Raw genomic sequence first — 26,506 nt, 5'->3', positions numbered from 1 at the left:
TTTCTGCCTATAAAAATTTTTCAAGCTCCGACATTCTGGTTCTCAGCAGAAGCTTATTGAAATCACTGTTGGAGGCATTGTCGGAATCAAGGTTGTTGAGAGTTCTGCAAAGTCGCCGGGAGAGGGGTTGAAAAAGATTCCGCTCCTGCTGATTCAAGCTGTCCAGGAAAAGCAGGTAAATGTTCAGCTTGGCATATGACTGCATCCTGACAATCCAGGAGGTGATCATGCTGAATACCTCTTCTTCATTTTTATTGAATTTGTCCAGGATTTCGCGGGCTTCCCTGGTATGGGAAGACAGCGGGAGATATTCCTGGGCGGTTTTCTTCAACTGCGATAAAAGATTCCGGTAATAGCTGTCGAAATTGCTTTTTTCCAGAAGAACTGCCAGCCAGTGTGTATCCCGGCCGAACATGGTCTGCTCATATGCCAGATCCGGAACCATCAATGAGACATAGATCGAGAGGCCATGGGCATTCTTGACCCTGTCGCCGGAATGATTTTCGCTGATCACGCAGTTCAGGAGCTCTTCCCTCATTTTTCCGGATCTATCCGGACATCTGGCAAGCAGATCAGAGAGATCTACGAAATCCATCAGGTTGAATTTCTGCACTTCATCCTGGGCTGAAATGAATCTTTTGAAATCAGGTTCGGATTTTAAAAGAGTCAATGAAAAAGCGTCTAAATCGCGGATCAAAGGCTCGATTTTAGCACAATCCACAGCCGCCATGGTAACATCGTTTGCCAGCACCTGAAACTGAGAGTCGCTTTGATAAAAATTCACGAATTGCTCGGTGAGTCTGGCCAGCAGATCTTCTGTCCTGATGGCAGGTTTGCTTTCCAGAATGTCGAAAATCTTGGAATACGGCAAGCCAGGGCCAGGGATGTTTTCTTCTGATGCGAACATGTATCTGGTCACATGGCTCAATTCATAAGCTGTTTCAATGTTGCTCATCAGGCAGGCGTCGAAGCCAACAACATCGAATCCACCGGTTTTTTCCAGGACTTTCCTCAGTTCCGGTACGGTCAGGGTTTCAACAGTTTCTGTAATCTGCCTGGCCGAGCTTTTGAGTGGTTTGAAATTCACGCCTAAAATACCGTCACCATGGCTCCAGATGATCAGCATGTTCCTGCGGGCTGGATAATTCTTCAATCCCCAGGCCAGAAAATTCGAGAGCACTTCAGGAGCTGCAGGGTTGGAGGAGTTGCCAAGGTTCTGAAGCAGAATCATTTTGTCTTTTTCAATATAATAGCGCCGGCTGCCATTGAAAATGTCTGATTCTGAATTTTCTCCAGTACGATCAGAGAGAGCTGTATTCCTGCAATTCCCTACTTGCACCACAAAATTCACAGACTGGTTGGAACCAAGCGATTTCAGCTCAGACAGATCGTCTAAAGCGCCTTTCTGCAGATCCTGTTCCACTGCCATATAGATGAAGATAGACCATTCTTTGGGTCTTGAAGGTTCAATTGCATTGGAAAAAGCCAGGTTGGAAACAAGCAGTAACAATAGTAAAAAGGCTTTCAGGATAATTTGGTAGTTCATTTTAGCAACAACTCAGGTTCGTGGTTCGAGGTTCGGGGTCCGGGACTCGGGGACGAGTTTCGTTGTCCGTGGTTCGGGGTTCGGAGTGGAGCCGAAGATCCGTTTCCATACCTCTTACCCCGTACCTCGCACCCCGTACCTCGCACCCCGTACCTCGCACCCCGTACCTCGTACCTGTAATTTGTTATTTTGCCGCTTCTTCTCCAGCGTTGAGCGCTTTGATGTTCAACTGCAGAAGATCAGCCTTCTTCCCTGAAAGCTCTTTTTCAAGGGCTTCGATCACTGTCTCTTTCTTAACGATCGGTACTTTCTTGAGCAGTCCGCCGAGAGCTACAACATTGGCGAGTTTCACATTGCCGAGGCTGCTGGCGATTCCGGTGACTTCGAGATAAAACGCATTGATATCGCTGCGTTTGTGAGGGATCTCAATCAGGGTTTTATTGATCAGCAGCACTCCGTCCTTTTTCATCGCTGCCTCGAATTTTTCAAGAGACGGTCTGTTCAAAGCCACCAGTACGTTCGGATTGTTGACTACCGGGGTACCGATCCGCTTGTCTGAAACCACCACTGAGCAGTTGGCAGTGCCGCCGCGCATTTCAGGTCCATAGGACGGAATCCAGGAAACTTCCTTGCCTTCCAGCATTCCGGCATAGGCGATCATTTTGCCGAGGAACAGCACTCCCTGCCCGCCGAATCCAGCACAGATGATTTCGTACGTCATGCTTTCACCTCCCCGGGTTTGGCGTCCCTGAATACGCCCAGCGGATATTCCGGAATCATGTTGTCTTCCAGCCATTTCATCGCTTCATCAGGACTCTGACCCCAGTTAGTCGGGCAGGGGGAGAGAATTTCCACGAACGAGAATCCCTCACCCTTTTCCTGCAGTTCCAGGGCCTTCCTGATGGCCTTTTTGGTTTTATTGAGGTTGGCTACATTGTTCAGGGCCGTGCGCTCGATATAGCGAGGAGCCTTCAGCGTGGCCAGCATTTCGCACACGTGTATCGGATAGCCAGCGAATTTCGGGTCCCTGCCGTAGGGCGAAGTGGAGCTCTTCTGGCCTACCAGGGTTGTTGGAGCCATCTGCCCGCCTGTCATGCCGTAGATCGCGTTGTTGATGAAGACCACAGTGAAGTTCTCACCCCTGGCAGCTGCGTGGATGATTTCAGCCGTGCCGGAGGATGCCAGGTCTCCATCGCCCTGGTATGAAACCACAATCGAGCCAGGGTTTGCACGCTTGAGCCCTGTAGCAACAGCAGGCGCCCGTCCGTGGGAAGCCTGCACATTGTCGGTCTGGAAATACCAGTAGAGGAAGACTGAGCACCCTACCGGGGAAATCATCACGGTTTTTTCCAGGAGGGAGAGCTCTTCTAGCGACTCTGCCACCATTCTATGCGCTATGCCATGCCCGCAGCCCGGGCAGTAATGGAAAATCCTGTCGTTCAAGCCCCTTGTTTTCTGAAATATCTTTTCCATTTTTCCCCCTATTTATAATATTTTTTTACTTCAGCCACTATCTCGGCGGGAGTGGGGACCATCCCCCCGAAGCGGCCGTAAAAGTAAACAGGTTTCTTGCCGTTCACCGACAGCAGCACGTCTTCCACCATCTGGCCTGTGGACATTTCGCAGGTCAGGAAAAACTTCGCCTGATCCGCCCGTTTCCGGATGATGTCCTTGGGATAGGGCCAGAGCGTGATCGGCCTGATCATGCCTGCCTTGATCTTCTCTTCGCGCAGGGCTTCCACTACGTTCCGCACCACGCGGGAGACTATTCCATAGGCCACCAGCACTACCTCCGCGTCATCCATCATGAATTCCTCGTAGCGGACTTCAGTTTTTTCGATCAGATCATATTTCCTGTAAAGTTTTTGGATGTATTTCTCCATGTCCTCTGCGGCGAGGTAGATCGAGGTCACCACATGTCCGGGCCGGCCTTTAGCTCCAGTAAGAGCCCAGGCTGAATGATCGACTGTCTGAGGATAGCTTTCCTTGAATTCGACTGGTTCCATCATCTGACCCAGATTGCCTTCAGCCACCACCATCACAGGATTCCTGTATTTATCCGCAAGGTTGAAACCTTCGACAGTCAGATCCGCCATTTCCTGGACAGAAGACGGGGCCAGCACGATCAGATGGTAACTGCCGTGTCCACCTCCTTTCACAGCCTGGAAATAGTCGGCCTGCTCAGGGTTGATGTTCCCAAGCCCTGGTCCGCCGCGCATGATATTCACCAGCAGGCAGGGCAACTCAGCTCCCGCCAGGTAGGAAATCCCTTCCATCATCAGGCTTACGCCTGGAGAGGATGAAGACGTCATGGCGCGTTTGCCGGTGGAAGCAGCACCATAAACCATATTTATCGCAGAGACTTCAGTCTCGGCCTGGATATATGCGCCTCCCTCGATCTTGGGGAGACGGCGCGACATGTATTCCGGGATCTCGCTCTGCGGAGTGATCGGATAGCCGAAGTACAGTTTGCAGCCGGCCCTGACCGCGGCTTCGGCGATGGCCTCGTTTCCTTTCATCAGCACTTTCTTGCTCATCAAACCCCCTTATTTGAATATTTCGATTGCCACATCAGGACAGGTCATGGCGCAGGCACGGCAGGCGATGCAGCCGTCGCCGGCATAAACCGCAGGATGGTAGCCTTTTGCATTGAGCTGGGTTCCGATTTTAATTACTTTTTTAGGGCAGAGACGGACGCAGAGTGCGCACCCCTTGCAGATTTCTTCCTTGATCACGATCTTTGGCATTTAATCCCCCTTTCCTGAGATAAGAATTCCCCCTTCTTCCCATGGCTGTTTCATCTGTTTGCCGATAACCATTACCGGCACATCGAATTCCCGGTCCAGACCGGAGTAAAGATAACTGTCCATCACGGACAGGTAAAGCAGCGGATATCTGTCGATTTTTCTGACTTGAGCAAATCCTTCCCTGATGATGTCGGGGGTTGTCTCGTCCAGCAGGTGGGGATTGGCGATCATTCCTGTGATTGGAAGGCGCGCGCGAACCGCGATCTGTTCCGCCATCTCCAGGGTGTCTTCGTTTTTTTCGTTGAAAGGCCGGTAAGGATTCACCACCAGCCAGTGATTGTATGACTGTCCGATGAATTCCTGGTGAAACCTGGAAAGCACCGTGGCGCCGAGCTCTGATCCGCCCAGATCAAAAACAACTGTACTGTCTTCCTGGGCGAAGCTGTCTGCGATTTCCGGTGAAAGAGAAGGCAGGTCTGCATTTTCCATGCCTTCCTGACTGGAGATGACCCGGATACCTTTTTTCTTTAATTCATAGGCCTTCTGCCTGGAGCGAAAAAAGAGGTTCACAATGTCCAGGTCGACGAGAAAGACTTTTTCCACACCTGCTTCCCGCAGCTTCAGGGCCAGGTTGATGGCGATCTCGGTCTTTCCGGTGCCAAAGGCTCCGCTGATCACGGTCAGCCTTTTGCCGTCAGTTATATCCATTGGCGGTTTCCTCGCCCGACAGTACGCGCAGTCCGCCGTCCCTCAAGGCTTCCATCTCATCTTCGCCAGGATAGACGAATACCCTGCCGAGGAACGATACCCTGTCGGTGATCCACTTGATGTACCGTTTGTCATAGGCCAGGCCGCCTGTGAGCACGATGCCGTCAATTTTTCCGCAGAGCACTGTGGAGAGAGCACCGATCTCCTTGGCCACCTGATAAGCCATTGCTTCGTAAATCAAAGCGGCTTTTTTATCGCCCTTATCCACCATTTTCTCCACTTCTCTGGCATCAGCAGTGTTCAGGTAAGCCATCAGGCCACCTTTGCCCTTGATCTTTTTCTGAATCTCGGGCTCAGTGTATTTGCCTGAAAAACACATTTTCACAAGAGATGAAACAGGCAGGTCGCCTGTGCGCTCAGGTGAGAAAGGACCGTCGCCGTTCAAGCCGTTGTTGACATCGATCACCCTTCCCTTTTTATGGGCACCGATGGTAATTCCTCCACCCATGTGAGCCACGATCAGGGTGATGTCCTCATACTTTTTGCCAAGTTCCCTGGCTGCTCTTCTGGCAGTGGCTTTCTGATTGAGGGCATGGAAGATGGAAATGCGGTCGATTTCCGGGAGTCCTGAGAGCCTGGCGATGTCGTCCATTTCGTCCACCACTACCGGGTCGACAATATAGGATGGCTTTTTGATCTTGGCTGCCAGGTCACGGGCGATGATGGCGCCCAGGTTGGAGGCATGTTCACCGCGCTCGGCTTTTTTCAGGTCAGAGATCATCTTTTCGTTGACCTCGAATACTCCGCCTCTGATGGGTTTCAGAAGTCCACCTCTGGCTACTACAGCATCCAGAGATGACAGTTCAATACCTTTCTGTCTGAGCTGGGATTCGATGATTTTGGAGCGGAATTCATACTGGTCGATGATTTTCTGATACTTTTCAATTTCATTGTGATCGTGCCTGATCGTTTCGGAAAAAAGTTCCTTGTCTCCTTCGTAGACAGCGGTCTTGGTGGAAGTGGAACCTGGATTGATCACCAGGAGCCGGTACTGCTTCATTTTTCCTCCGAATTGCAGAAAATCGAAAACCTCGGATCATACTGCCCATTTCCCCGGAGGCTACAGCGAGATTACAGATTCCATACTATATTCGTACGGGCGTTGCATGCAACGCCCCTACAATCTATTTCATCCTTACATTTCATCAGCACATTACCGCCTTGGCCAGACAGATGGAATTGAACTTGGTGGCATCATCGTCGGCCCGCGAGAGAAGGATGACCGGTGCCGCGGCCCCGGCGATGATTCCTCCTACTGCTGCATGCGCGAAATAGATCAGCGATTTCCCGAGAATGTTGCCTGCGTCAATCTGTGGAACGAGCAGGATGTCTGCGAGCCCTGCTACAGGTCCGCTGATCTTCTTGTGCTTAGCTGCTTCCATAGATACAGCATTGTCAAGAGCTAGCGGCCCGTCGATGATGCAGCGCTTGATCTGGCCGCGCTCAGCCATCTTGGCAAGCTGTGCGGCGTCGAGTGTGGCCCGCATGTCGGGATTCACAGTTTCCACAGCGCACAATGGGGCCACTTTCGGACAAGGGATTCCCAGACGACAGGCAATGTCCACTGCATTTTCGATGATCTTGACCTTCTGGGCCAGGTCGGGGTAAAGATTCATCCCTCCGTCTGTTACAAAAAACATCCGCATCCTGATTTCCGCAGCCAGGATATGACTCAACAGCCCTCCGCTGCGCAACCCCTGCTCTTTATCCAGCACTGCCTTCAGCAGGGTGGAGGTGCTGATCATGCCCTTCATCAGGGCTTTGGCGCGATTCTGCCTGACCAGGTTGACTGAGACTGCGGCTGCCTCAGAATCATTTTTCGCCTCAATAATTTCAAAATCCGTCAAAGGAATCGAGAGAGTCTTGAGTTCAGCTTCGATCTTCTGGCGGTTGCCTACGAGCAGCCCCTCGATCAGGCCTTCGTCTTTGGCTTTTTTCAAGGCCGAAAGCACGACAGAGTCATCTGCGCAGGCTACAGCCACCCCGATTTTTCCGCTGCTTCTCGCTTTATCGATGATTTCCTTCCAAGTCATGCTTCCGCCTAGGAAACTGCCACTGCCAGGGCAATGGAATGGAATTTGGTTTCATCTGAGTCGGCGCGGGATGTCAATACTATTGGAACCTTTGCGCCTGTGATGATTGCTGCGAGATGGGCTGAGGTCAGGAATCCCATGGCTTTATACAGGATGTTTCCGGACTCGATATCCGGAACCAGGAGTATGTCGGCGTGTCCCGCAACTTCACTGACTATCTTCTTATGCTTGGCAGCCTCCACTGAGACTGCATTGTCCATGGCCAGAGGGCCGTCCACAAGGCAGCCTTTGATCTGTCCGCGCTGCGCCATTTTGGAAAGAATCGCGGCGTCGATAGTGGCCTGCATGTCCGGATTGACAGTCTCGATTGCGCAGAGAGGAGCAACCTTGGGTGTCTGAATTCCAAGCTTATGGGCAAGTTCAACCGCATTTTCAATGATCATTTTTTTCTGGGAGAGGTCAGGTTTGATGTTCATGCCTGCATCAGTAATCACAATGAGCCTTTCCTGGTTTTCAGGCTCCATGAGTACTATGTGGCTTAGCAAGTCGCCTTTTCTCAAACCCCATTCTTTATTGAGTACAGCTTTGAGCATGGTTGATGTGGCCATCAGTCCCTTCATCAGAAGATGAGCTTCTCCCTGCGAAACCTTTTTCACGCAGATTTCAGCGGCTTCAGCTTCTGTCTCACAATCGATGATCTCGGCGTTGAGATTATTGAGTCCGAGTTTTTTGATCAAAGCCTCGATTTCAGTTTTATGGCCGACCAGGATTGGAGTGACAATGCCTTCGCCGACGGCTCTATTCAGAGAAAGAAGTACGTCTTCATCGTGGGCGCAGGCAGCGGCAATCTTTTTCTTGGTACCTTTTTTGGCTGCATCGACAACTTGCTGCATTTTAGTCATCATGAGATTTCCCCCTTTAGAAAAATAGTAAACTTTCTGTCCTTCTCATTTTCCTTGATCCCCAAACCAAGGAATATGTCTCATCTACTCCCGGGCAGATGAGAAAAAGATTTGGACATTCCTATTTTATCTCAATATACTTTTAATTAGCAAGTCGATTTAAACAGGGAACTGATTCAGATGACGACTTGCCGGGAAAAGGAGATTTTATGACTGCTGAAAACAAGCCTCCCAGGATTGACTGGCTTTCCGGTATCAGAGTGCTGCTGATCGCCCATTACATTCCGGGGCCGTTAGCTGCCTTTCTGCTCAAAGCTCTCGGTGCGGAGATCATCAAGATTGAACCTCCTCAGTTCGATTACATGAGAAAGCTTCCTCCTTTCATTTCCGGAAAAAAAGGCAGGATAAGTGCATACTTTCACGCCATCAATCAGGGATTCCAGAGTATAGTGGTTGACTTCAAGAAAAAAGGGGGTGTTGATGTACTGAGCGACTTGATCAGAAAGTGCGACATTCTGATTGACGGCAACAGAGCAGACTTTCTCACCGACATCCTGGGTGGAAAAATTTCCGAACTCAACAGCGAAATAGTGCATCTCCCGATAACCGCATTCGGATTGCATGGTCCCCTGAAAAAAATGGCAGGCCATGACAACAACATTCTTTCCATGAGCGGTGTTCTGAGTTATACGCCGATCACTGATGAAAAAACTGCAAGTGTTTTCTCTGTTCAGATAGCTGACATCACTGCCGGATATCTTGCGGCATTGATGGCTGTTGCATCCGCTCTGGGGAAGAAAAATGCGAAAAGCAGTTTTCGTGCTGACACTGTGGATGTGTCAATGCTCCATGCAGCGTTTTTTCTGAACCAGATTTATCTGTCAGCACTGAATGCGACTGGAAGGTCCCCGCTTCCCGGGAAAGAACTTCTGAACGGAGGTCTTCCGAATTACAGGATGTATTTGACCAGGGACTGCAAAAGTGTCTTTTTCGGGCCGATTGAACCGAACCTTTTCAAGAATTTCTGCGTCAGGTCTGGAAGAGAAGACCTGATTGCTTTAGATGGAAAAGATGCGGAAAAGTTGACGGCAGAATTGAAGAAGCTGATAGGGTCCAAAGCGCTTTTTGAGTGGGAACAATTGCTTTCTGGTTGCGACTGCTGCTTTACTGCTGTTTCCAGTCTCGAGGAGGCGGCGGGCAATGAGCAGATCAATCACCTCGGACTGGTCAGGGAAGTGAAAGACGAGGAATATGGAGTTTTAAAGCTTTCAGGTTTCCCCGCAGGCTTTACTGACCAAAGTCTGCAGCCTGAAATGGCGGAAAGCGCTCCAGAGCCTGGTCAGCATACGCGTGAAATTTTAAAAAATACTCTCGGATATCAGGATGAACTGGTTGCCCGGCTGGTGGAGGAAAAAGCTGTGTCTGTTTATGTCCCGTGAGCCTCTAACAAAATGTCCTTGCGTAAGTAACCGAGAAATGGTCATTTTGTATGAGGCTCAACGAATAGAGTCGGCTTTGCAGGCGAAATTTTTGGCCTTTTCCTCGCCGCGCAATACTCGCAGCGTCCCTAGAGCCAGTGCTTCCATCTCGTCCTCCCCAGGGTAGACCCTGACAGGCCCGAGGAACTCGATCCTTTCTCTCAGAATTTTCACGAGCGATTCATTATAAGCAATCCCGCCGCTGACAGCGATTGCATCAATTTTTCCTTTCAGAACCACCGCCATTTTGCCGGTTTCCTTGGCTACCTGGTAGATCATGGAGTCCAAGACAGACCTGGCTTTCTGGTCGCCGGAATCTGCCAGTTTCAAAGCTTCCTTGACATCGTTAATACCTAGATAGGCTGTCATGCCGCCTTCCCTGACAATCAGATTCTTCATCTTCTGCAGGCTGTATTTGCCTGAAAAGCAAAGTTTGACAAGAGGGCTTACAGGCAGCGTGCCTGTTCGTTCAGGTGAAAATGGTCCATCCTCATTGGCGTTATTGGCATCGATCTGGCGGCCTTTTTCATGGGCAGAAACTGAGATCCCGCCACCAAGATGGATGATGATCAGATTCAATTCTTCGTATTTTTTTCCAAGGTCCCTGGCGGTCCTTCTCGCCACAGCCCTCATGTTCAGCGCATGAGAGAGGCTGATGCGGGGAAGTTCAGGCATGCCGGAAAATCTCGACAGCTCATGCCATTCGTCCACTGAGACCGGGTCCACAATATAGGATTTGAGGTTTGCTTCCTTGCCGAGATCAGCGGCGATCAACGCCGCAAGGAGTGATGGGTGCTCAGTGACATAGAGATTGCGGGTGGCAAAGAGCAGGTTCTCGTCTACTATGTAGGTTCCGCCCTCAGATGGCGGCAGCGGTCCGCCGCGGGCGGCGATGCCTGCGAAATCAGACATTTTCAGGTTGTGTTTGGAGAGAAAATCATGGATGATTTTTTTCCTGAAATCCTGCTGCGAGAATATGTCAGGAAAGGCCTTGAGCTGTTCAGAGGAATGCCGGAGAGTTTCGTCGAACAAAAGTTTATCGTCTTCAAAGACGGCTACTTTTGTGGAAGTGGAACCGGGATTGATTACAAGGATTTTCATCGTTCCCCCAAATCAAGCTGAAAAATCCCCACTATTTTACTCCAAGGATACTGGTAATGCAAAAGGATGGAAATGCTTACTGCAAAGCATTTTCATCAGTTCCGAATTTGTTTGGCTGACTGGTTTTCAGGGCTTGAATTCGTTTCTGTTGGATTTTGAAGATTTTCGACATGTCCGGATTATATCATGACTGGAGAAAATTTCCGAATTACACGCTGTAGTTCCAGTCGATTTCATCTTACTTCCTTTCTGATTTCTCGATTCAACGTTCTGTAACAATTTTTTTGCCAAAAATTTTCTCTGAAAAAAGAAAGATCAGTTTATCATTATTATTGTAATTAAAAACCTGTGAAGGAGGCTGCATTGAAGAGACTGGCTGTTTTCATTTCCCTGGTTTTGATCTGGAGTTTCGCCTGGGCTGCTGCCAAAAAAGCGGATGAATCATCAAAAATCCCCAAAAAGCTTCAAAAGAGCATGGATGCCTATTTCAAGACAGGCAGTGAAAAGGATAAGGCAAAGATCGTCCAGTGGTTCGTGGACAACACATCCAATGAACAGAAAGTCAAAGCTGCGGCAAAATATCTCGACCTGAAAGTTGCTGACGGGCTGAAAAACGGCGGTCCCAATCGTTTCCTGCCTTTCGGCGGCCTGGTCGGCGGCCTGATCGGCGGGATATTCTATGGTGTGAACAGTTTCCTGTACAACTTCGGCACAGGCCTGAATAATTTCGCATACTATCACGGCCTGCCCCAGCTGCCTGTACCGGGAAATTATTATTCTGCCTGGGACGGCTGGTCATGGGGTTACAACTATGCTCCTGGCAATTACTGCAGTTTCACAGATTATTACAACACGCTCTATAAAAGCGAGGACGATGACTCGTTCTTTACCGATGAAGATGGAAACAATCCTTTTGACGATCCATTTTTCCAGGACAATCACAACCAGAACAATCAAAACAATAACGGGCCTGCGCCCTTTGACCCTTACTCAGATCCTTATGAAAACGACCCTTTCAGCGATCCGTTTTTTCATCAGTTTGACTGAGGTTTGAACTTTATGATGGGGGAACTGAGCCCCGGCTTGCGGCTCATCCCCCGTTCCTGGAATGCATGCAGGCTTAAGAAATTGGTTCTATGCATTTCTTACCAGCAGGACTGAAGCGAATCTGCAGTCATCATATTCAAAGTGTATACCTTCGCAGTAACTGCAGGGTCCGCCCCACTCGCTGTGATCTGCATCAGGTAAACACGCCACAGCCATGATCTGCACGATTCCGCCATGAGTTACAATCAGCAGGTTCTGTCCGTCTGCGAGCGAATCTGCCTGCTCCCTGACAAGTTCGGCCAGCTGTATCCCGAATTCATACACAGCACCCTTTTTCCGGAAAGCTTCTGAATATTCCAGGAAAGATGAATCCCAGTACACTTCATCCTCAACCCCGGGTTTGAGCTTGCTCAGCAGTTCCAGGGTAAGGTCAGGCTCATATCCCATGGCCTGAGCAGTTTCAATCGCTCTGGTAACTGTGCTTGTGATGACCCTGTCAAACCTGACAGTATTCCTGCCTGCTGCTTCGGCCAGTTTTTTGCCTTCTTCAGAAATGCTTTTCTGCCCTGAGTCCCTCATCGTATGCCTGATGATCTCGATGATCTTCAATGCTTAACCCTCTTCTGAAAATTGCTAATAAAATAGTAAGCCGCAGTAACAATTCGGTCAAATTATTTCCCACAGGATCATCCAGATATTCCGAAATCAGGATTTCTCAGTGACAGACTTGAACAAGCTGGACTTTGTCAATTTTCTCCAGGAAATCACTGCTGCGCAGGGATGGCTTAGGTTCTTATCTCCTCCATAAACGAGGTTTGAGTTCTCCCTGGAAAGGCCTGAATACTTTTTGAATTTTTCCAGGTTCCTGAAAAAGTCTCTGTTCACTGTTGCCCCTGATTTTATCTCAATCGCATGAATCTCAGGCCCTTTTTCCACTACCAGATCGATTTCGTTTCCAGTACTGTCCTGCCAGAAGTATGCGTCCAGCTTTTTTCCATTGTGAACAGCTGATTTCAGAAATTCGGAAATGATGAAATTCTCGAACAGGTTTCCTCGCAGATAGAAATGTCCAAGCTGACCCTCTGAGGAGAGACCCAGCAGAGAACAGGCAAGGCCTGTATCGTAAAAATAGAGCTTCGGTGATTTCACGATCCTCTTGTTGAGGTTTTTATACCACGGCTTCAGAAGATACACAATGAAGCTCGCTTCAAGAATCGAAAGCCATGACCGTGCAGTCTTCGCGTTGATGCCGGTTTCGTTGCCGATAGATGCCAGATTTAGGAGCTGACCCGTCCTGCCTGCGCACAATTTGAGGAATTTTGTAAATGTGGCGAGATCGCCGATGTTTTTCAGGGACCGCACGTCACGCTCCACATAGGTTTCCAGATAATCCGGATAGTAATCCGGCGGTGCTATTTTCCGGTCATGCAGGGCCGGGGACATGCCTGAAAACAGAAGGTTGTCCAGGCTTGTTTTTTCGAGCTCAACCATCCTGCCCAGCTCCTCCAGGTTGAACGGCAGGAGGTGCTGGATGGAAACGCGGCCCGCAAGAGATTGTGTGATGCCAGCCATCAGGAGAAAATTCTGAGAGCCTGTGAGCACGAATCTGCCCATTGTTCCTGAGCTGTCGACTATTTCCTGTAGATATGAGAAAAGTTCTGGAGCTTTCTGTGCTTCGTCGATAATGATCCCTGTTCTGGAATGGGGCTCTAGAAAGCCGCGGGGATCTTCCAGTGCCATGGCCCGCTCGTCCAGGTTTTCCATGCTGGAGTAAGCATAATCAGGGAAAGCGGATTTTACCAGCGTTGTTTTCCCGGATTGTCTTGGTCCGGTAATGGTGATCACGGGGAATTTTTCTGCCATCTTGAGGAGATGATTTTTCAATGTGCGCTGTATCAAGCGGAACCTCCGGAATTGTTATGTTTCAGATTGTAATATAAATCGGGAAATATTGCAAATAGGGAATCTGATTCCCGATTTGCAAAGATTACCTAATAAGATAGAGCAGTGTCAGCCTCACAGATGCCGCGATTTTTTCCACTATGGTGCGAGACTCCATGATCTCTTTAGAGTTAGAATTTTCGAGAGAGTCTGGATGCAGTTTAATCATTTCAAACTCCCCTCATTTTCCCCAGGCTTCCTGACTATAATATTATACCTGGCTTTCGGGGGAAGATTCTTCCGCTTGTCTGCGTATTTTCCCGGATTCCATCTTGGAGTTATCGCCTGTTGGCTAAATCTCACAAAAAGTTCTGCCTTGAAAGGAATTCCGGGATCCCGTTTCACCCGGAAATGCACTTGATCGTATTTACCACCCAGCTCGCCTGGTATAGTGTTTGCCGCAGGTTCTACCAGCTCCAGTCTGCCGATACCGGCATTGTTAAGGGGCTTCCCGCTTGGGTCTAAGCCCGAGTCAGTCGAATTTTCACAAGTTGTTCCAAACATGACCTGCGCTTCACAGGAATTGTCATCATAAAACCCAACAAATTCAAAATCAGCTGCAGCAGCCACAGCAGGAGTAACCGGGGGTTTATTGAAACTGATCGAGATAATATCATTATTGTCGATCAATCCATTTCCGTTGATGTCTATTGATTGCCGGGCATCGATAATGGCCATAGGCGGCAGGTATGAAACTATGAGATTATCCCTGTTGGATGGATCGAGCGGATCATCTAGCTTCATCTTTCGATCCGGACCGGCGGAGATTACTACCCCATCCGAAGGGATGATTGTATAAGTGATTCCCCAGGGATCTTTAGCTAATTCAGGCAGATATTTTGGAACAAGCTGTTCAAGGTTCTCGCATCTGTGTCCTTCGTTTTTCTGATAAAGAATGACAGCATCCCGGATTTTGTTCATGTATGATTGAGCTATTATCACTCGGTTTGGGTGTTGAAATGACGGGTTTTCAGAACTAAGGAGAAATAAGATTACTGCAAGTACAAGGCATATCAGAAAGCAGCCGAATCTGTTGCTGTTCATCAGACCTCTTTGATGGTTTACAGAATAATAAGCTGCAGAGGCAATTCGGTCAAATCTACTCCCCTCCCGATTGTCTGGATGTTCCGAAATCAGATAACTCCACAGCCTGCGATTATTTTTCGTGGTCCTTTTGCTTACTTTTCGCTTTGTGTTATTCTGAATATGAGAATTTACCAGCAGTGTGATGGCGAATCCGGATTTCTTATTAAAAAGGACAGGCAGAATGGATCAGACTGTTTTTGGGGTTGCAGCAATTGTCGGTGCCATTTGGGGCATAGTTACCATTCTGTATCAAATTAACAATAAAAGAAAAGCAGCGAAATCAGTGATAGTCACCAGAACTCAGTTTTCTGGAATTCAAAAACCGGACATTATCTCACGTCTGGCTGGCTTTGGAAAACACTTGTATGAATTCAAATTCAAAATTGAGATGGCTACTGCAATTATTTTTATCCCAATTGGGTTCTGGGTCTGCCCTATGGCGCAAGTCATACTTACTGTCACAATCTTCTGCATAGCTGTCCTATTCCTCATCCATTGCCTGCTGGAAGCCCGAAGGATTAATTCCAAAGCCAAACGCAGGAGTGCAGTGTTCGTGTTTCTGCTGATCATCGTCCTTACTTATTTTTCCAATTATCTTGCCTTCAGGCATTCGAACATCCAGACCTGGAAGAAAAATGAGCAGCAGTATGTGATTTTTCCAAAAGAGCAGATAGCTATATATTACTTGTTCCGGCCTGCTTCATATCTGGATGGAATTCTGACAGGCATGGGTGCTCATATCGGTCCGCATGCCGAGAATACTGTGAATTGAAGCATTGTTTCTTGTTTTAATTTTTTTTTTAAAACCTGTCAGTTGGCCTTATCGATCGGGATATACCAGGGAAGAAAGATTGCCATGGAAATCCACCAGGTTATGACAGAAATTGTGATCAGGCAGCATATATTGTAGAAAATCAGCGGATTTTCAGCTTTATTTTCAATCCTGGAAGTCATATTCGGAAACTTCCCGGCAATCCATTCTGCCATGGGTTTATACGGTTCGAGTCTGGTTCCTGCTGCTATTGCCAGGCAGCTTGCCCCCGAGATTAAAAAGAGCACAATCATCCAGCCGCCAAGGAAAATCCCGAATTTATAAAGAATCTGAGAAGGTAATGGAACTAAGTTACACCACATGCCAACGAGATCAGTTTTATGAATAGTCAGACATTCCTGAATCCAGTAAAGAATGAGTGTGAGGGAAAGCGTGATACAAAGCAGCGTCAGCCTGACAGATGCTGCGATTTTTTCAAGTGAATTCTGATTTTGAGATTCCATAGTCACCAAAGCAGCCAAGTTTAATCTTACGCGATCAGCGCAAGCTGCGTTTTTTTAAGACTGGCTTTGCTGTTTTCAGCTTTGATTTGACTTGATTCAGAGTCAGTGTGGGCTTTTTGGCTTCTTTCTTTTTGGCATCTCTCAAGTCCATCAGATCTTCTGCAACCAGATTTTTCAAGTTTTTGTAAGCTCTCGGCTTGATTCTGATCAGGTATACCATGATTCTGATTATTGCAAAAATGCTGGAGTTTTGCAAATTTTGGAGAGATCTGTAAACAGAGGCCGCCATTTTCATTTCACCAAGGAATTCTGCTATCATCATTATATGGATATTAAAATCCCGGATTTCGTGTCAACTTATGCCGAAGCTGAAGAGATCATCAAAGCGCAGCAACATTTCAGGATCGGGCTCTGCAGCTGCAGAAAGGGAAGAGGTAAGTGCGGCCATTCCAGGCCTGACGTCTGTCTCAGCTTTTCAGAGCAGATCGATTTCCCGGAAGGCGAAAGCAGGGCTGTAAAACTTGCGGATGCGCTGGAACTGGTGTCTTATGCCAGAGAGAAACACCTCGTGGCCAGGCCCTGCTGGAGTTTAGATGTAGAAGGCAAAATGGCAGGCATCTGCTTCTGCTGCCCTGACTGCTGCCGCTTTTTCACCTTGAATGATAAGCCGTGCCAGAAGGGCGCTTTCATTGAATCCACTGAAATCGACAATTGCCTGCATTGCGGGCAGTGCGTGGAGATCTGTTATTTCGGAGCCAGGAAACTGGATCATGGCCGCCTGGCAATCGACAGGGAATGCTGCTTTGGCTGCGGACTCTGCGCCGCCCCCTGTCCGGTCGGGTGCATTACCATGGCTAAGAGAACTCAAGCACCAGAGATCCTGTAAAAAAATGCAAGACTCTGATTGAAGTATCAGCAGTTTTCCATTAAAATTTGCAGATGTTCAGAAACTTTCTGCTGGTTTTTATTTTTTACGCTTTTCTTTTAGCAGCAGCGGATTTCGTCAATCCCGACATTCAAGGGATCATAGACCGCGGTAAAATCGTGATCGCACTTTATAAAATAGATGTGCCGCCTTTTTTTTATACTGACAGGTCCGGGAATCTTCAGGGAATCGACATTGAAATAGCCAGGAATATTGCCGACAAACTGGGTGTGAAACTGGAATTGAATCGCGAGTCACCCTCTTTCGATTCAGTGGTGGATAAAGTGATTTCCGGTGAGGCTGATCTCGCTGTCTCCGAATTGTCGATCACTCTGGAACGGGCAAAAAAAGTTTATTACACACAGCCGTATTTCTCTCTGCATATGGCGCTGCTGATCAATCATCTGAAAATGGCTGAATTGAAGCCCGGCCAGACCCTGCAGGATTTGTTGAACACACCGCAGACCAGGATCGGGATTTTAGGAAACTCTTCATACGAAGAATTTTCCAGGGAACAATTCCCCAATGCGAAAATCATCAGCTTTCAGGAATGGGAAGGCGCAGTTGCAGCGGCAGGCAAAGGGGAGATTGATGTGGCTTTTTATGATGAGACAGTGATAGAGCGCAGCATCCGCGAAAATCCAGCACTATCCCTCAGGTTCGGTTCTCTGATCCTGAAAGATAAACTGGATCTGATCGCAATCGCCGTTTCTCTGCGGACACCGCTGCTCTTGGAATGGGTCAGGCATTTTCTGGAAATGAATCCAGTCAAGCAGGACCTGAGGTCGCATTTCGACGATTATATTCAGGTGATGAAAATAACTGAAACCGGTGTGGTGAGCCAGGCTGTCGACCAGAATGAGCCAAGGGAAAGCGACAGGTCATACCTGATCATTCTGATCCTGCTGGCCTGTATTGCCTCGGCGCTAGCCTGCTACAAACACAGCCGCTGCGGATATGCCTTCTGTCTTAGATGGCTGTTGAGCCCCTGGACTGTTCTCTCAGCCATGATACTCGGGGCTTTCTTTGGATATTATTTCAAAGAGAGCACAGGAAAAATAGCATTTATCGGCGGGCTGTACCTGACGCTTTTGAAGATGTGCGCCCTGCCGATCATGATCACTGCGATCATGTCCAGCCTGGGGCAGTTGTTCAAGTCAAGCGATGCCATCACACAGCTGCGTAAATTACTGCTTCTGATGCTGATGTTCCTGTTCCTTGCCAGCTTCTGCGGCCTGTTCGGAGGAGCAGCCGGGAAACCAGGGACCATGCTCAGTGAAAAGGATCGGATAATTCTCGGGCATAAGCTGCATAAAGGGGAGCTGGAGAAGGGAAACCAGCCTGATCAAAATGGAGAAAAATACGGTTTTGTCAAACGCCTGCTGCCGGAAAATATCTTTGCCGCACTAAGCAATGGAGACGTTTTGAGCGTGCTGGTATTTTCGATCCTGTTTGGAGTGTCACTCGCCTTTGTGAATGAAAAAGCCAGCGACCATATATTCAAGGCTATGGAAACAGTCTTTCATGCGTTTTTAAAGATTATCGAATGGTCGATGTATGTATTGCCTCCTGCCCTGTTCTGCCTGATGGCGGAACAGGTCTCAAACACCGGGCTGAGCATCATGCTTGCCATGGGCCGTTTTGTCGCGATTTATTACCTGATCTGCATCATTTTCATCCTGGGGATGGGATGGATATTGTCCAGAACTCTGAAAGCGCCTTTTTATCAGCCTTTCATCACTCTCAAAGAATCGCTGCTGGTGGCCTTCGGCACTTTCAGCAGTTATGCGGCGATGCCTTTTGCCATCAACAGCCTGATTTCCAAATTCAATTTGCAGAGCAAGACCACCAATCTGGTGATGCCATTGGGAATCACCATCTGCAGGCCGGGCACGATCATCAATCTTGCTCTGAGCACTGTCTTTATCTCACAGCTGTTCGGAGTCCCGATTTTTGAACATTATCGCTGGCTGCTGATTTTTTTCGGTGCAGTTCTGGCAGGTCTTTCCGCAGCAGGAGCTCCAAGTGCCATTGAAATTTCCGCCCTGGCCGTTATTTTCACGCCTCTCGGCCTCCCGCTGTCTGTTGCCCTGATCCTGCTGCTGGCCGTTGACCCGATCACTGACCCGATCCGCACTGTGCTGAATGTGATTACCAATTGCAGCATTACAAGCCTGGTAGCGGAACAGGTGGAGGTGAAAACCTGATGAAATGGTTTTTGAGACTGATTTTGCTGTCTTTTCTCTGCTTTCAGTGCCAGGCTGACGCTCAAACCGATCTCTCAGGGATCCTGGAGCGGAAAATGCTGGTGGTTTCAATGTGCAGGCTGGAAACTCCGCCTTTTTACTATCTCGACGACAAAGGTGAATATAAAGGAATAGACATTGACCTTGCCAGTGAAATCGCCCTGGCACTTGGAGTGAAACTGCAGATCGATCATTCTGCAGAGAGTTTTGACGACGTTGTCAGCCGGGTGGCAGAGCACAAAGCTGATCTTGGAATTTCAAATCTCAGCATCACCCTGGAACGGGCGAAGAAGGTCGCTTTCACCCAGCCTTATTTTATATTGCAGATGGCGGTTTTACTGGATCAGCGGAAGATCGCAGAGCAGAAACCAGGTCAGACAGTGGACACATTGCTGAACAACCCGGATGTTAAAATCGGGTTCCTTGAAAATTCTTCTTACCAGGAATTTGTAAAAAAAGAATTCCCCAATGCTTCAATCGCCGGCTTTAAAAATTGGGACTCGGTATTGAGCGCCGCCAGAAGCGGGGAACTGACCGCCGCATTTTACGATGAACTGGCAATTGAAAATTCCATCAGGGAAGATCCGTCGCTTTCCCTGGCATTCAAAAAAGTGGCTTTCCCGAAACGGCTCGACAGAATTGCCATGGTTGTACCACAGGATTGCAGCAAACTGCTGGAATGGATCAATCTCTTCCTGCTGGATTTCAATCTGTTTCTCAACCGGGATCTGCAATTTCAGCTGGATCGTTATTCTACTGATGCAAAGGACAAGATAGCAGGGAGAAAAAGCCGGATCCAGTCGGCTTCAGGGGTTCTGATCAAACCGGCTTCAACGGATTCAAAACTGAGTCACAACAGACTGCTGGCAGCCATGCTGCTTTTCATTATCGTTTTAGTGGGTTATTACCTTCAGAGTAAGGGCAGGAAAATCACTCCCTTGCAGCAATTTGGTTGGTTGCTCAGCCCATGGACTGTCTTTCTGGGCTTGACTCTTGGAATACTTTTCGGTATTTTCCTGCCCCATCGCCTGGGAAAATTCGAAATGCTGGGAGACCTGTATCTTACACTGCTGCAGATGTGCGCGCTGCCCATCATGTTGACTGCGATCATGGCCAGCCTGGGCAAGCTTTTCCGTTCAGACCAGGCCGGCAGATACGTCAAGCTGTTGCTGATCCTGATGCTTACAGTGATCGTGACTGCCACTCTCTCAGGAATTTTCTGCGGGGTAGTCGGAAAAGTGGGGTCCTCACTCAGCCGCATTTCCAGAGACCTTCTGGGAAGCGAACTGCACAAGACTGAACTGTCTGAAGCAATCAACGGGAATTCGATCACCAAACCTTCCGAAATTCTGCTGCGCCTGATACCTGCCAATATTTTTACGGCCTTAAGCCAGGGAGATTTTCTGGGAGTGCTCTTTTTCTCAGTCATCTTCGGGCTGTCCCTTGGCCTGATCCGCAACGAGACCAGCAATCAGATCATCAATTTTCTGGATACTCTTTTCAACGCATTTCTCCAGATCATCAACTGGTCCATGTATCTTCTGCCGCCAATGCTGTTCTGCCTGATGGCAAAGCAGATCTCCAACATCGGTCCCGGAATCCTGATGGCAATGACCAGATTTATCGTGATTTATCACGTAATCAGCCTGATTTTTATCTTTGTTTCAGCGATCGCACTTGCCGGATCATGCAGAATATCGATAGTAAAGGTTTTTCTCGCCCTGAAAGAATCCCTGGTGGTGGCTTTTGGCACATTCAACAGTTATGCAGCCATGCCTTTATCCATTGAAGGAATGGACCGGAACCTCGGGATCGATCTGCAGACTTCGAAGCTCGTGATGCCTCTTGGAATTACGATTTCCCGCCCCTCGACCTTCATCCTCTTTTCCCTGGGAACTGTCTTTGTGGCCCAGCTTTACGGCGTCTCGCTCTGGAACAACAATGCCTGGGCTTTCGTAATCCTGGGAGTGGTGCTTTCCGGTCTCGCAGGCACAGGCGCGTCCAGTGTCAGCGAGATACCGATGTTGAGCCTGGTGCTGGCGCCTCTCGGCCTGCCTTCATCGGTAGCCATCGTTTTTCTGATGGCAGTGCAGCCGATCATCGAGCCGGTCGCAACAGTGCTTGATGTGCTGGCGAGCTGCAGCATCACCGGCGTCATCTCCGCCAGGTTGAAAGCGAAGAGTTCACCCTGATCAGGTCCAGGTGTTTTTTCGACACAAAGCATCCGGAGCACTTCACTGGTTCGTTGCGTGTTTGAAAAGAGTAAAATATACTGCAGGTACAATCACCAGTGTGAACAATGTTGATGCAAAGAGCCCGAAGATCAGAGCCCAGGCCAGGCCGGAAAAGATCGGGTCAAGCGTGATCGGCCAGGCTCCGAGTATCGCTGCTCCTGCTGTGAGCAGTATAGGCCTGAAGCGCACTGCTCCGCTCTGCAGCAGGGCTTCCTTGAGAGGTATTCCGGCTTTCAGCGACCCTTCGATGAATTCGATCAGAACCACCGCGTTACGCACCACAATCCCGCCCAGCGCGATCATTCCGATCATGGCTGTGGCTGTGAAAAATACCGGATTCTGATAGCCTCCGATCACATTTCCGGTCAGAAGATTCAGAATGTAGAATCCGGGCATTACGCCAATCATGGTGAGTGGAATTGCCAGCATGATCACAAGCGGCAGCTTGGCTGAGCCTGTTTCCAGCACCAGCAGGAAATAGATGGCGATCAGAGCCACCAAAAAGGCTATGCCCAGATCGCGGAAGGCATCGACAGTGATTTTCCACTCGCCCTCGCCGCGCCAGCCGAGACTGATCCCGCTGGGAGGAGGATTGGCGCGGAAATATCCATACAGCGATATGATCGCTTCCACAGGAGCGCGTCCGGCCATTTCTCCTATTATGAAGACAACCCGCTTCAGGTCCTTATGATAGATGGGGATATCTGCTTTTCTGCGCTCGAATTTTCCCAGCTCTCCCATCGATACAGGCTGGCCGGTGCCTCTGACACGGATGTCGGAAAAAAGCTCTTCTCTTGATCGTCGCGATTCAGGCAGAACACAGCGGATCGGCAGGTAATTTTCGTCTCTGCCGTTGTGGATGCCTGCTGGAGTCAGCCCTGACAAAGCCAGACGCAGAGTAGAGTTGACCTCTTCCGCAGAAACTCCGTGCAGCGCCGACTTTTCACGGTCGAGCGTAAATCTCAGTTCTTCAGCAGGAGCTTTGGCATATGTGTCCACCTCTGTCAGAAACGGTTCGGACAGGAAGCGCTTGCGTACTGTTTCGGAATATTCCACCAGCTTCGAGTAAGGCACATCCGCATCGCCGAACACTTCGGCCACGATGGTGGAAAGGACAGGCGGCCCTGGAGGGATTTCTGCAATCTTCAGATTGACTCCTGTTTCAGATGCCAGTTTCTCCAGATCGTGACGCAGCCGCAGCACAATCTCGTGGCTCTGCTGCTTGCGCAATTCTTTGGGAGCGAGATTGACGCGGATTTCAGCCAGGTTGGAAGCCTGCCGCAGATAATAATGCCGCACCATGCCGTTGAAATCCATCGGCGAGGGAGTGCCTGTATAAGTGGTGAATGCTGTGATTTCGCTGATACCTGAAAGATATTGTTCGAATCGCCGCAAGGCTCCGTCTGTGCCTTCGAGGCTTGTGCCTTCAGGCGCATCCAGCACCAGCTGGAATTCGCTTTTATTGTCGAATGGCAGCATCTTGAGCGGAATCACCCGGAAGAAGGCCATCAGCAGCGAGAGGAAAAACAGCACAAATGTCGCTGCGAATAAAGCATGCCTTGAACGCTTCGATTCCAGAAACGGCTGCAGAATTCTCCGGTACAGCCGGTCCACTGCAGGGTTGACTCCCTTTTCCTCGCCCGCGCCTGCCGGCTTTCCCGCATAATAATTCTTGAGCAGATGATAGGCTGCCCAGGGTGTAAAAGTCAGTGAGGAAACGAGTGAGAAAAACATGGTCAGCGGCACGTTTACAGCCATTGGCCGCATGTATGGCCCCATCATTCCGGTGATGAAGAATAAAGGGAGGAATGAAAACATCACAGCCAGAGTGGCGATCAGCACAGGCGGCAGCACTTCCCGGACTGCATCCAGAGTGGCGTCTTGGGGGTCTTTCTTGCGCATTGCGATATGGCGCTGGATATTGTCCACATTCGTGATCGGATCGTCTACCACAAGGCCCAGTGAGAGGATCAGGGCAAAGAGCGTGACCCGGTTGATGGTATAGCCGAAGAGAAAGTTCACAAACAGTGAAAGCGAGAATGTGATGGGAACCGACAGAGCTACGATGATAGCTTCCCGCCAGCCCATGCTGATGAAAATCACTGCCACCACTCCGATCATGGAAAAAAACAGACCTGAGAACAACTCATTAACTTTGTTGTTGGCTGTTTCACCGTAATTCCTGGTAACCAGGAATTTCATGTCGGATGGCAGCTTCTGCTGCAGTTCCTCCATTTTATGTTCCACATTACGCGCTACTGCGACTGCGTTTGTTCCTTTCTTTTTGGAAACAGCCACAGTCACTGCAGGATAGCTCTGTCCTTTCAAGGCCAGATTGTTATGCAACAGGTAAGCGGCCTGCCCGAATCCGATGCGCGTATACGAAGATACCTCTTCCGGACCGTCCAGAATTTCAGCTACCTCGGAAAGCCGCACAGATTTCTGCTGATAAACTCCGATCACAAAGTCTCTGAGTTCCGAGACGCCGGCAAAGAAGGGTCCTGCCTTCACGGAACAGGATTTATTACTGCTGGTAAATGACCCTGCGGTAATCGAAGAGTCAGCTGCATGCAGAGCTTGATAGACCTGGAGCGGCGTGATGCTTTTAGCTGCCATGGCTTCGAAATCCAGCTCCACCCTGATTTCCCGCTTCCTGCCTCCATATACTTCCACTCTGGAAGTGTCAGGAACTCCAGAAAGCTCCTTTGAAACGGTCTCAGCCGCCCGTCTGAGCTCAAAGTCAGAATAGTTTTTGGAAAAGAGGGTAAAATTGATGATCGGCACGTCATCGATCTCGATGGGTTTGATTACCCAGCCTGTGATACCTGGTGTGACCTCATCGATATGGGATTGAATCCGGTTGTAAAGCTTGATCAGCGACCGCTCCCTGTCTTCTCCCACATAAAAACGGACTGTTACAACCGCCATATCCCTGTATGACACTGAATATACATTTTCCACACCATCAATCTGCCAGAGCAGCTTTTCCAGCTTATTGCCTACCAGTTTCTCGACTTCTTCTGCAGAGGCTCCAGGGTATTGCACGAAGACATCAGCGAAAGGCACAACAATCTGAGGATCTTCCTCTCTGGGAGTGGACAGGATTGAGAAAAATCCGGCCAGCAGTGAAACAGCAATAAAGATTACAGAGATGTTTTTACGGAGAAACTGGAAAACGATTCTGGTGATTAAGCCTTGCTCATTCATTGCCTGCTCTCCTCAACGGCAAGTTCTTCGTCCCCTGACAAGCCTGAGAGGATTTCCACCCTGCCGTTTTCCCTGTATTCACCGGTTTTGACATACTTTCTGATGAAACTGCCGCCTGCATGAACCAGGACTGAGTCGAGCTGACCGAAACTTTTAACCGAAGCTTCAGGCGCAGTGACTATTTCTATCTGTCCAGCCGGGATCAGAACTTTGCCATACATGCCGATGAAAAGCCCTTTAATCGGTTCCAGGCTGACGCGGACCGTGAAGGTCCTGGTACCAGGATCGACCTGGGGTACGATTTCACTGACTAAGCCGGGATATGAATTTGCTCCAATCTCTACATAGAGTTTCTGTCCAAGTGATACGGAATCTTTTAATGACTCCCTGACATCAGCTTCCAGCAACAAAGTGCCGGTATCGTTTAGGGAAAGCACAGGTTTTCCAGGCACTGCCAGATCTCCGGGCTCCGAATATTTCCGCGTAATTACACCGGAAAATGGCGCTGTGAGTGTGTTGTACGATAAAGTGATCCCCGTTTCCTGCACCGACTTGTCGGCCCGCTCGATCCCGGACTGAGCGATGCGTACACCTTCCTCAGCTGAACTTGCCATGGCCTGAGCCTGCTTGAAGCGGGTTTCAGCGTCCTCAAGCTGCGCCTTGGCAGTGGCGTTCTGGGCATATAATTCCTTGATCCGCTTGAAGTTGGCGTCAGCCTGGGTCAGGGCGGCGCGGGCAGAGATCAGCTGCTGGTCAGCCTGGATTTTCATAGACTCAGCCTGCTGCCTGGCTTTTTTGATATCTTCCAACTTGGCAGTCATCTGTTCGGATGAAATCCTGACAAGTTCCTGGCCGGCTTCTACCGTATCACCTGGTTTAACAAGAAGTTCCCGGATCGTTCCCATCACCTGTGGTGAGAGTTCGGCTTTGACCCGGGTTGTGATAATCCCAGGCTCTTCATAATGTCGCTCGATCATGATTCTTGTGGCAGAAGCCAGTGTAAAGTTACCCTCAGGCTGAACAGATTCTTCCATGCGGCCGGGATTGATCTTGCCGAAAACGAAACAGCCGCCCTGATAGGCCAGCATCAGGATGATGATCAGGATCGGGATACTGATTTTCAGAAAATGCGGTGATTTGTACTTATTGAGATTCATCTTACACTCCTTAAAATTACTCCGGTTTAGTGATTTGAACAGCCCCCCCCTCTATCTTGAGGGCTTTGGCATTCACCAGTACATCCGCAATCTTTGAATGTGCCGAATTAATTATATTTCCTGCCGTCTGCCTGGAAACACCCATCTTTTCCGCAGCGTCATTATGGTGCATTCCGCAGAAGTCGATCAGTCTGACTGCTTCGAATTCATCGATGGTCAATACCACTTCCTGCAGATCCTGCAGCGGAATCCCGCGAGGTTTGAAATAAATCGCAGTTGGATTCTCTTCCACTTTCCTGCATTTTACCGGACGGGACATGATTAAACCTCGAATGTTATTAGCGTATGCTAATAATAAATCATGAATGCAGGCTTGTCAATAATACTTTTGACCGGATTGCTTCTGTTACATTTCACTGCCGGGAAGGTATTTGCGGGCAAGAAAACACACATCTAGAAACTTTGCCGCTATCTTCAACAGAAACAGGATCAGGAAAAGCCCGCCTGAAGCCAGGATTATTGGCAGAGAAATCCTCAGACCTTCTACGATGAAGAAGATCGGGGTGATAAAAGCATACGCCACAGTCCTTAGACGGTTTTTCACGAACATTAAATATTATTCTTTGTGCATTGAAATATCATAGGCATAATTTGATATTTCAATATAAATGTATATAATTCTGATATGGTGCGTCCTGACAAACTGCGTCAGTCCGCCGGTGAAAGTCCGGACCGGGAAAGCGCCGGAGCGCCCGGGAGCTGGTTCCAGATCGAGGAGGAGACTCCGAGGTCCGAGCGGAACGACAAAAGCCT

The 26,506-nt window shown here is 49.0% G+C and carries 26 protein-coding genes; 6 read left to right on the top strand and 20 right to left on the bottom strand.

Annotation, left to right across the window (positions count from 1 at the left end):
- Nucleotides 1-7: 7 nt before the first annotated feature.
- The 9 genes from PHW04_13215 to PHW04_13175 all read right to left on the bottom strand — a co-directional run bounded on the left by PHW04_13215 (nt 8) and on the right by PHW04_13175 (nt 7,996).
- Entirely contained in the window at nt 8-1,546 is a 1,539-nt protein-coding gene (locus PHW04_13215; GenBank protein ID MDD2716847.1) for a clostripain-related cysteine peptidase, read from the bottom strand.
- Between the two features lie 184 nt (nt 1,547-1,730).
- Complete coding sequence (locus PHW04_13210; protein ID MDD2716846.1) at nt 1,731-2,267, bottom strand: 2-oxoacid:acceptor oxidoreductase family protein; 537 nt, start codon at nt 2,265-2,267, stop codon at nt 1,731-1,733.
- Nucleotides 2,264-3,019, bottom strand: coding sequence for a thiamine pyrophosphate-dependent enzyme (locus PHW04_13205; protein MDD2716845.1), 756 nt, complete (start codon nt 3,017-3,019; stop codon nt 2,264-2,266). The genes PHW04_13210 and PHW04_13205 overlap by 4 nt, the downstream gene beginning before the upstream one ends.
- Nucleotides 3,020-3,027: 8 nt before the next feature.
- Nucleotides 3,028-4,083, bottom strand: a complete 1,056-nt coding sequence (locus PHW04_13200; GenBank protein MDD2716844.1) for a 3-methyl-2-oxobutanoate dehydrogenase subunit VorB — start codon at nt 4,081-4,083, stop codon at nt 3,028-3,030.
- Between the two features lie 9 nt (nt 4,084-4,092).
- Nucleotides 4,093-4,293 (bottom strand): ferredoxin family protein, encoded by a 201-nt coding sequence (locus tag PHW04_13195; GenBank protein ID MDD2716843.1) that lies wholly within the window; start codon nt 4,291-4,293, stop codon nt 4,093-4,095.
- Nucleotides 4,294-5,001, bottom strand: a complete 708-nt coding sequence (locus PHW04_13190; GenBank protein MDD2716842.1) for a hypothetical protein — start codon at nt 4,999-5,001, stop codon at nt 4,294-4,296.
- Nucleotides 4,988-6,061: a butyrate kinase gene (gene buk, locus PHW04_13185; GenBank protein MDD2716841.1), complete on the bottom strand. Its 1,074-nt coding sequence runs from the start codon at nt 6,059-6,061 to the stop codon at nt 4,988-4,990. Before buk (PHW04_13185) ends, PHW04_13190 begins: the two co-directional genes overlap by 14 nt.
- 145 nt (nt 6,062-6,206) lie before the next feature.
- Nucleotides 6,207-7,094 carry a bifunctional enoyl-CoA hydratase/phosphate acetyltransferase gene (locus tag PHW04_13180; GenBank protein ID MDD2716840.1) on the bottom strand — a complete coding sequence of 296 codons (888 nt, stop codon included), beginning with the start codon at nt 7,092-7,094 and terminating at the stop codon, nt 6,207-6,209.
- A gap of 8 nt (nt 7,095-7,102) precedes the next feature.
- Complete coding sequence (locus tag PHW04_13175; protein MDD2716839.1) at nt 7,103-7,996, bottom strand: bifunctional enoyl-CoA hydratase/phosphate acetyltransferase; 894 nt, start codon at nt 7,994-7,996, stop codon at nt 7,103-7,105.
- A gap of 209 nt (nt 7,997-8,205) precedes the next feature.
- Between PHW04_13175 and PHW04_13170 the strand changes: the two genes are divergently transcribed.
- Entirely contained in the window at nt 8,206-9,435 is a 1,230-nt protein-coding gene (locus PHW04_13170; protein MDD2716838.1) for a CaiB/BaiF CoA-transferase family protein, read from the top strand.
- Nucleotides 9,436-9,492: 57 nt separating this feature from the next.
- Here PHW04_13170 and buk (PHW04_13165) read toward each other — a convergent pair whose 3' ends face one another.
- Nucleotides 9,493-10,575 carry a butyrate kinase gene (gene buk, locus PHW04_13165; protein MDD2716837.1) on the bottom strand — a complete coding sequence of 361 codons (1,083 nt, stop codon included), beginning with the start codon at nt 10,573-10,575 and terminating at the stop codon, nt 9,493-9,495.
- A gap of 363 nt (nt 10,576-10,938) precedes the next feature.
- Here buk (PHW04_13165) and PHW04_13160 point away from each other — a divergent pair, with 363 nt between their 5' ends.
- Nucleotides 10,939-11,622 (top strand): hypothetical protein, encoded by a 684-nt coding sequence (locus tag PHW04_13160; GenBank protein ID MDD2716836.1) that lies wholly within the window; start codon nt 10,939-10,941, stop codon nt 11,620-11,622.
- 87 nt (nt 11,623-11,709) lie between these two features.
- Here the strand turns inward: PHW04_13160 and PHW04_13155 are convergent, their stop codons facing one another.
- The 4 genes from PHW04_13155 to PHW04_13140 form a co-directional block, all read right to left on the bottom strand.
- Nucleotides 11,710-12,231, bottom strand: coding sequence for a histidine phosphatase family protein (locus PHW04_13155; protein MDD2716835.1), 522 nt, complete (start codon nt 12,229-12,231; stop codon nt 11,710-11,712).
- 96 nt (nt 12,232-12,327) lie between these two features.
- Nucleotides 12,328-13,521: an ATP-binding protein gene (locus PHW04_13150; protein MDD2716834.1), complete on the bottom strand. Its 1,194-nt coding sequence runs from the start codon at nt 13,519-13,521 to the stop codon at nt 12,328-12,330.
- 88 nt (nt 13,522-13,609) lie between these two features.
- Nucleotides 13,610-13,732, bottom strand: a complete 123-nt coding sequence (locus PHW04_13145) for a hypothetical protein (GenBank protein MDD2716833.1) — start codon at nt 13,730-13,732, stop codon at nt 13,610-13,612.
- Nucleotides 13,729-14,484, bottom strand: coding sequence for a hypothetical protein (locus PHW04_13140; protein MDD2716832.1), 756 nt, complete (start codon nt 14,482-14,484; stop codon nt 13,729-13,731). Before PHW04_13140 ends, PHW04_13145 begins: the two co-directional genes overlap by 4 nt.
- Before the next feature lie 601 nt (nt 14,485-15,085).
- Here PHW04_13140 and PHW04_13135 point away from each other — a divergent pair.
- Nucleotides 15,086-15,421: a hypothetical protein gene (locus tag PHW04_13135; GenBank protein ID MDD2716831.1), complete on the top strand. Its 336-nt coding sequence runs from the start codon at nt 15,086-15,088 to the stop codon at nt 15,419-15,421.
- A gap of 38 nt (nt 15,422-15,459) precedes the next feature.
- On the opposite strand, the gene PHW04_13130 is transcribed toward PHW04_13135, so the two are convergent.
- Both PHW04_13130 and PHW04_13125 read right to left on the bottom strand, forming a co-directional pair.
- On the bottom strand, nt 15,460-15,942 hold the full coding sequence (locus tag PHW04_13130) for a hypothetical protein (GenBank protein MDD2716830.1): 483 nt from the start codon (nt 15,940-15,942) through the stop codon (nt 15,460-15,462).
- Nucleotides 15,943-15,958: 16 nt separating this feature from the next.
- Nucleotides 15,959-16,144 (bottom strand): hypothetical protein, encoded by a 186-nt coding sequence (locus PHW04_13125; GenBank protein ID MDD2716829.1) that lies wholly within the window; start codon nt 16,142-16,144, stop codon nt 15,959-15,961.
- 105 nt (nt 16,145-16,249) lie between these two features.
- Between PHW04_13125 and PHW04_13120 the strand changes: the two genes are divergently transcribed.
- From PHW04_13120 to PHW04_13110, 3 genes are read left to right on the top strand one after another with little or no spacing between them, the layout of a single operon-like run.
- Entirely contained in the window at nt 16,250-16,810 is a 561-nt protein-coding gene (locus tag PHW04_13120; GenBank protein ID MDD2716828.1) for a hypothetical protein, read from the top strand.
- 53 nt (nt 16,811-16,863) lie between these two features.
- Nucleotides 16,864-19,056, top strand: coding sequence for a cation:dicarboxylase symporter family transporter (locus PHW04_13115; protein MDD2716827.1), 2,193 nt, complete (start codon nt 16,864-16,866; stop codon nt 19,054-19,056).
- Nucleotides 19,056-21,287: a cation:dicarboxylase symporter family transporter gene (locus PHW04_13110; GenBank protein ID MDD2716826.1), complete on the top strand. Its 2,232-nt coding sequence runs from the start codon at nt 19,056-19,058 to the stop codon at nt 21,285-21,287. The genes PHW04_13115 and PHW04_13110 overlap by 1 nt, the downstream gene beginning before the upstream one ends.
- A 42-nt stretch (nt 21,288-21,329) precedes the next feature.
- Here the strand turns inward: PHW04_13110 and PHW04_13105 are convergent, their stop codons facing one another.
- The 4 genes from PHW04_13105 to PHW04_13090 form a co-directional block, all read right to left on the bottom strand.
- Nucleotides 21,330-24,536, bottom strand: coding sequence for an efflux RND transporter permease subunit (locus tag PHW04_13105; protein MDD2716825.1), 3,207 nt, complete (start codon nt 24,534-24,536; stop codon nt 21,330-21,332).
- Nucleotides 24,533-25,693 (bottom strand): efflux RND transporter periplasmic adaptor subunit, encoded by a 1,161-nt coding sequence (locus PHW04_13100; GenBank protein ID MDD2716824.1) that lies wholly within the window; start codon nt 25,691-25,693, stop codon nt 24,533-24,535. Before PHW04_13100 ends, PHW04_13105 begins: the two co-directional genes overlap by 4 nt.
- Before the next feature lie 16 nt (nt 25,694-25,709).
- Entirely contained in the window at nt 25,710-26,012 is a 303-nt protein-coding gene (locus tag PHW04_13095) for a DUF134 domain-containing protein (GenBank protein ID MDD2716823.1), read from the bottom strand.
- A gap of 87 nt (nt 26,013-26,099) precedes the next feature.
- Complete coding sequence (locus tag PHW04_13090) at nt 26,100-26,297, bottom strand: hypothetical protein (GenBank protein MDD2716822.1); 198 nt, start codon at nt 26,295-26,297, stop codon at nt 26,100-26,102.
- Between the last annotated feature and the right edge of the window lie 209 nt (nt 26,298-26,506).

It is taken from the genome of Candidatus Wallbacteria bacterium (assembly GCA_028687545.1).
In the GTDB taxonomy this organism is placed as follows: domain Bacteria; phylum Muiribacteriota; class JAQTZZ01; order JAQTZZ01; family JAQTZZ01; genus JAQTZZ01.
This window is presented reverse-complemented; position numbering and strand designations above follow the sequence as displayed.

Excerpts from the sequence above, each read along its gene's own strand:
- PHW04_13215 (MDD2716847.1), bottom strand. The coding sequence starts at position 1,546 with ATGAACTACCAAATTATCCTGAAAGCCTTTTTACTATTGTTACTGCTT.
- PHW04_13210 (MDD2716846.1), bottom strand. The coding sequence starts at position 2,267 with ATGACGTACGAAATCATCTGTGCTGGATTCGGCGGGCAGGGAGTGCTG.
- PHW04_13205 (MDD2716845.1), bottom strand. The coding sequence starts at position 3,019 with ATGGAAAAGATATTTCAGAAAACAAGGGGCTTGAACGACAGGATTTTC.
- PHW04_13200 (MDD2716844.1), bottom strand. The coding sequence starts at position 4,083 with ATGAGCAAGAAAGTGCTGATGAAAGGAAACGAGGCCATCGCCGAAGCC.
- PHW04_13195 (MDD2716843.1), bottom strand. The coding sequence starts at position 4,293 with ATGCCAAAGATCGTGATCAAGGAAGAAATCTGCAAGGGGTGCGCACTC.
- PHW04_13190 (MDD2716842.1), bottom strand. The coding sequence starts at position 5,001 with ATGGATATAACTGACGGCAAAAGGCTGACCGTGATCAGCGGAGCCTTT.
- buk (MDD2716841.1), bottom strand. The coding sequence starts at position 6,061 with ATGAAGCAGTACCGGCTCCTGGTGATCAATCCAGGTTCCACTTCCACC.
- PHW04_13180 (MDD2716840.1), bottom strand. The coding sequence starts at position 7,094 with ATGACTTGGAAGGAAATCATCGATAAAGCGAGAAGCAGCGGAAAAATC.
- PHW04_13175 (MDD2716839.1), bottom strand. The coding sequence starts at position 7,996 with ATGACTAAAATGCAGCAAGTTGTCGATGCAGCCAAAAAAGGTACCAAG.
- PHW04_13170 (MDD2716838.1), top strand. The coding sequence starts at position 8,206 with ATGACTGCTGAAAACAAGCCTCCCAGGATTGACTGGCTTTCCGGTATC.
- buk (MDD2716837.1), bottom strand. The coding sequence starts at position 10,575 with ATGAAAATCCTTGTAATCAATCCCGGTTCCACTTCCACAAAAGTAGCC.
- PHW04_13145 (MDD2716833.1), bottom strand. The coding sequence starts at position 13,732 with ATGATTAAACTGCATCCAGACTCTCTCGAAAATTCTAACTCTAAAGAG.
- PHW04_13140 (MDD2716832.1), bottom strand. The coding sequence starts at position 14,484 with ATGAACAAAATCCGGGATGCTGTCATTCTTTATCAGAAAAACGAAGGA.
- PHW04_13135 (MDD2716831.1), top strand. The coding sequence starts at position 15,086 with ATGGCGCAAGTCATACTTACTGTCACAATCTTCTGCATAGCTGTCCTA.
- PHW04_13125 (MDD2716829.1), bottom strand. The coding sequence starts at position 16,144 with ATGGTATACCTGATCAGAATCAAGCCGAGAGCTTACAAAAACTTGAAA.
- PHW04_13120 (MDD2716828.1), top strand. The coding sequence starts at position 16,250 with ATGGATATTAAAATCCCGGATTTCGTGTCAACTTATGCCGAAGCTGAA.
- PHW04_13115 (MDD2716827.1), top strand. The coding sequence starts at position 16,864 with ATGTTCAGAAACTTTCTGCTGGTTTTTATTTTTTACGCTTTTCTTTTA.
- PHW04_13110 (MDD2716826.1), top strand. The coding sequence starts at position 19,056 with ATGAAATGGTTTTTGAGACTGATTTTGCTGTCTTTTCTCTGCTTTCAG.
- PHW04_13105 (MDD2716825.1), bottom strand. The coding sequence starts at position 24,536 with ATGAATGAGCAAGGCTTAATCACCAGAATCGTTTTCCAGTTTCTCCGT.
- PHW04_13100 (MDD2716824.1), bottom strand. The coding sequence starts at position 25,693 with ATGAATCTCAATAAGTACAAATCACCGCATTTTCTGAAAATCAGTATC.
- PHW04_13095 (MDD2716823.1), bottom strand. The coding sequence starts at position 26,012 with ATGTCCCGTCCGGTAAAATGCAGGAAAGTGGAAGAGAATCCAACTGCG.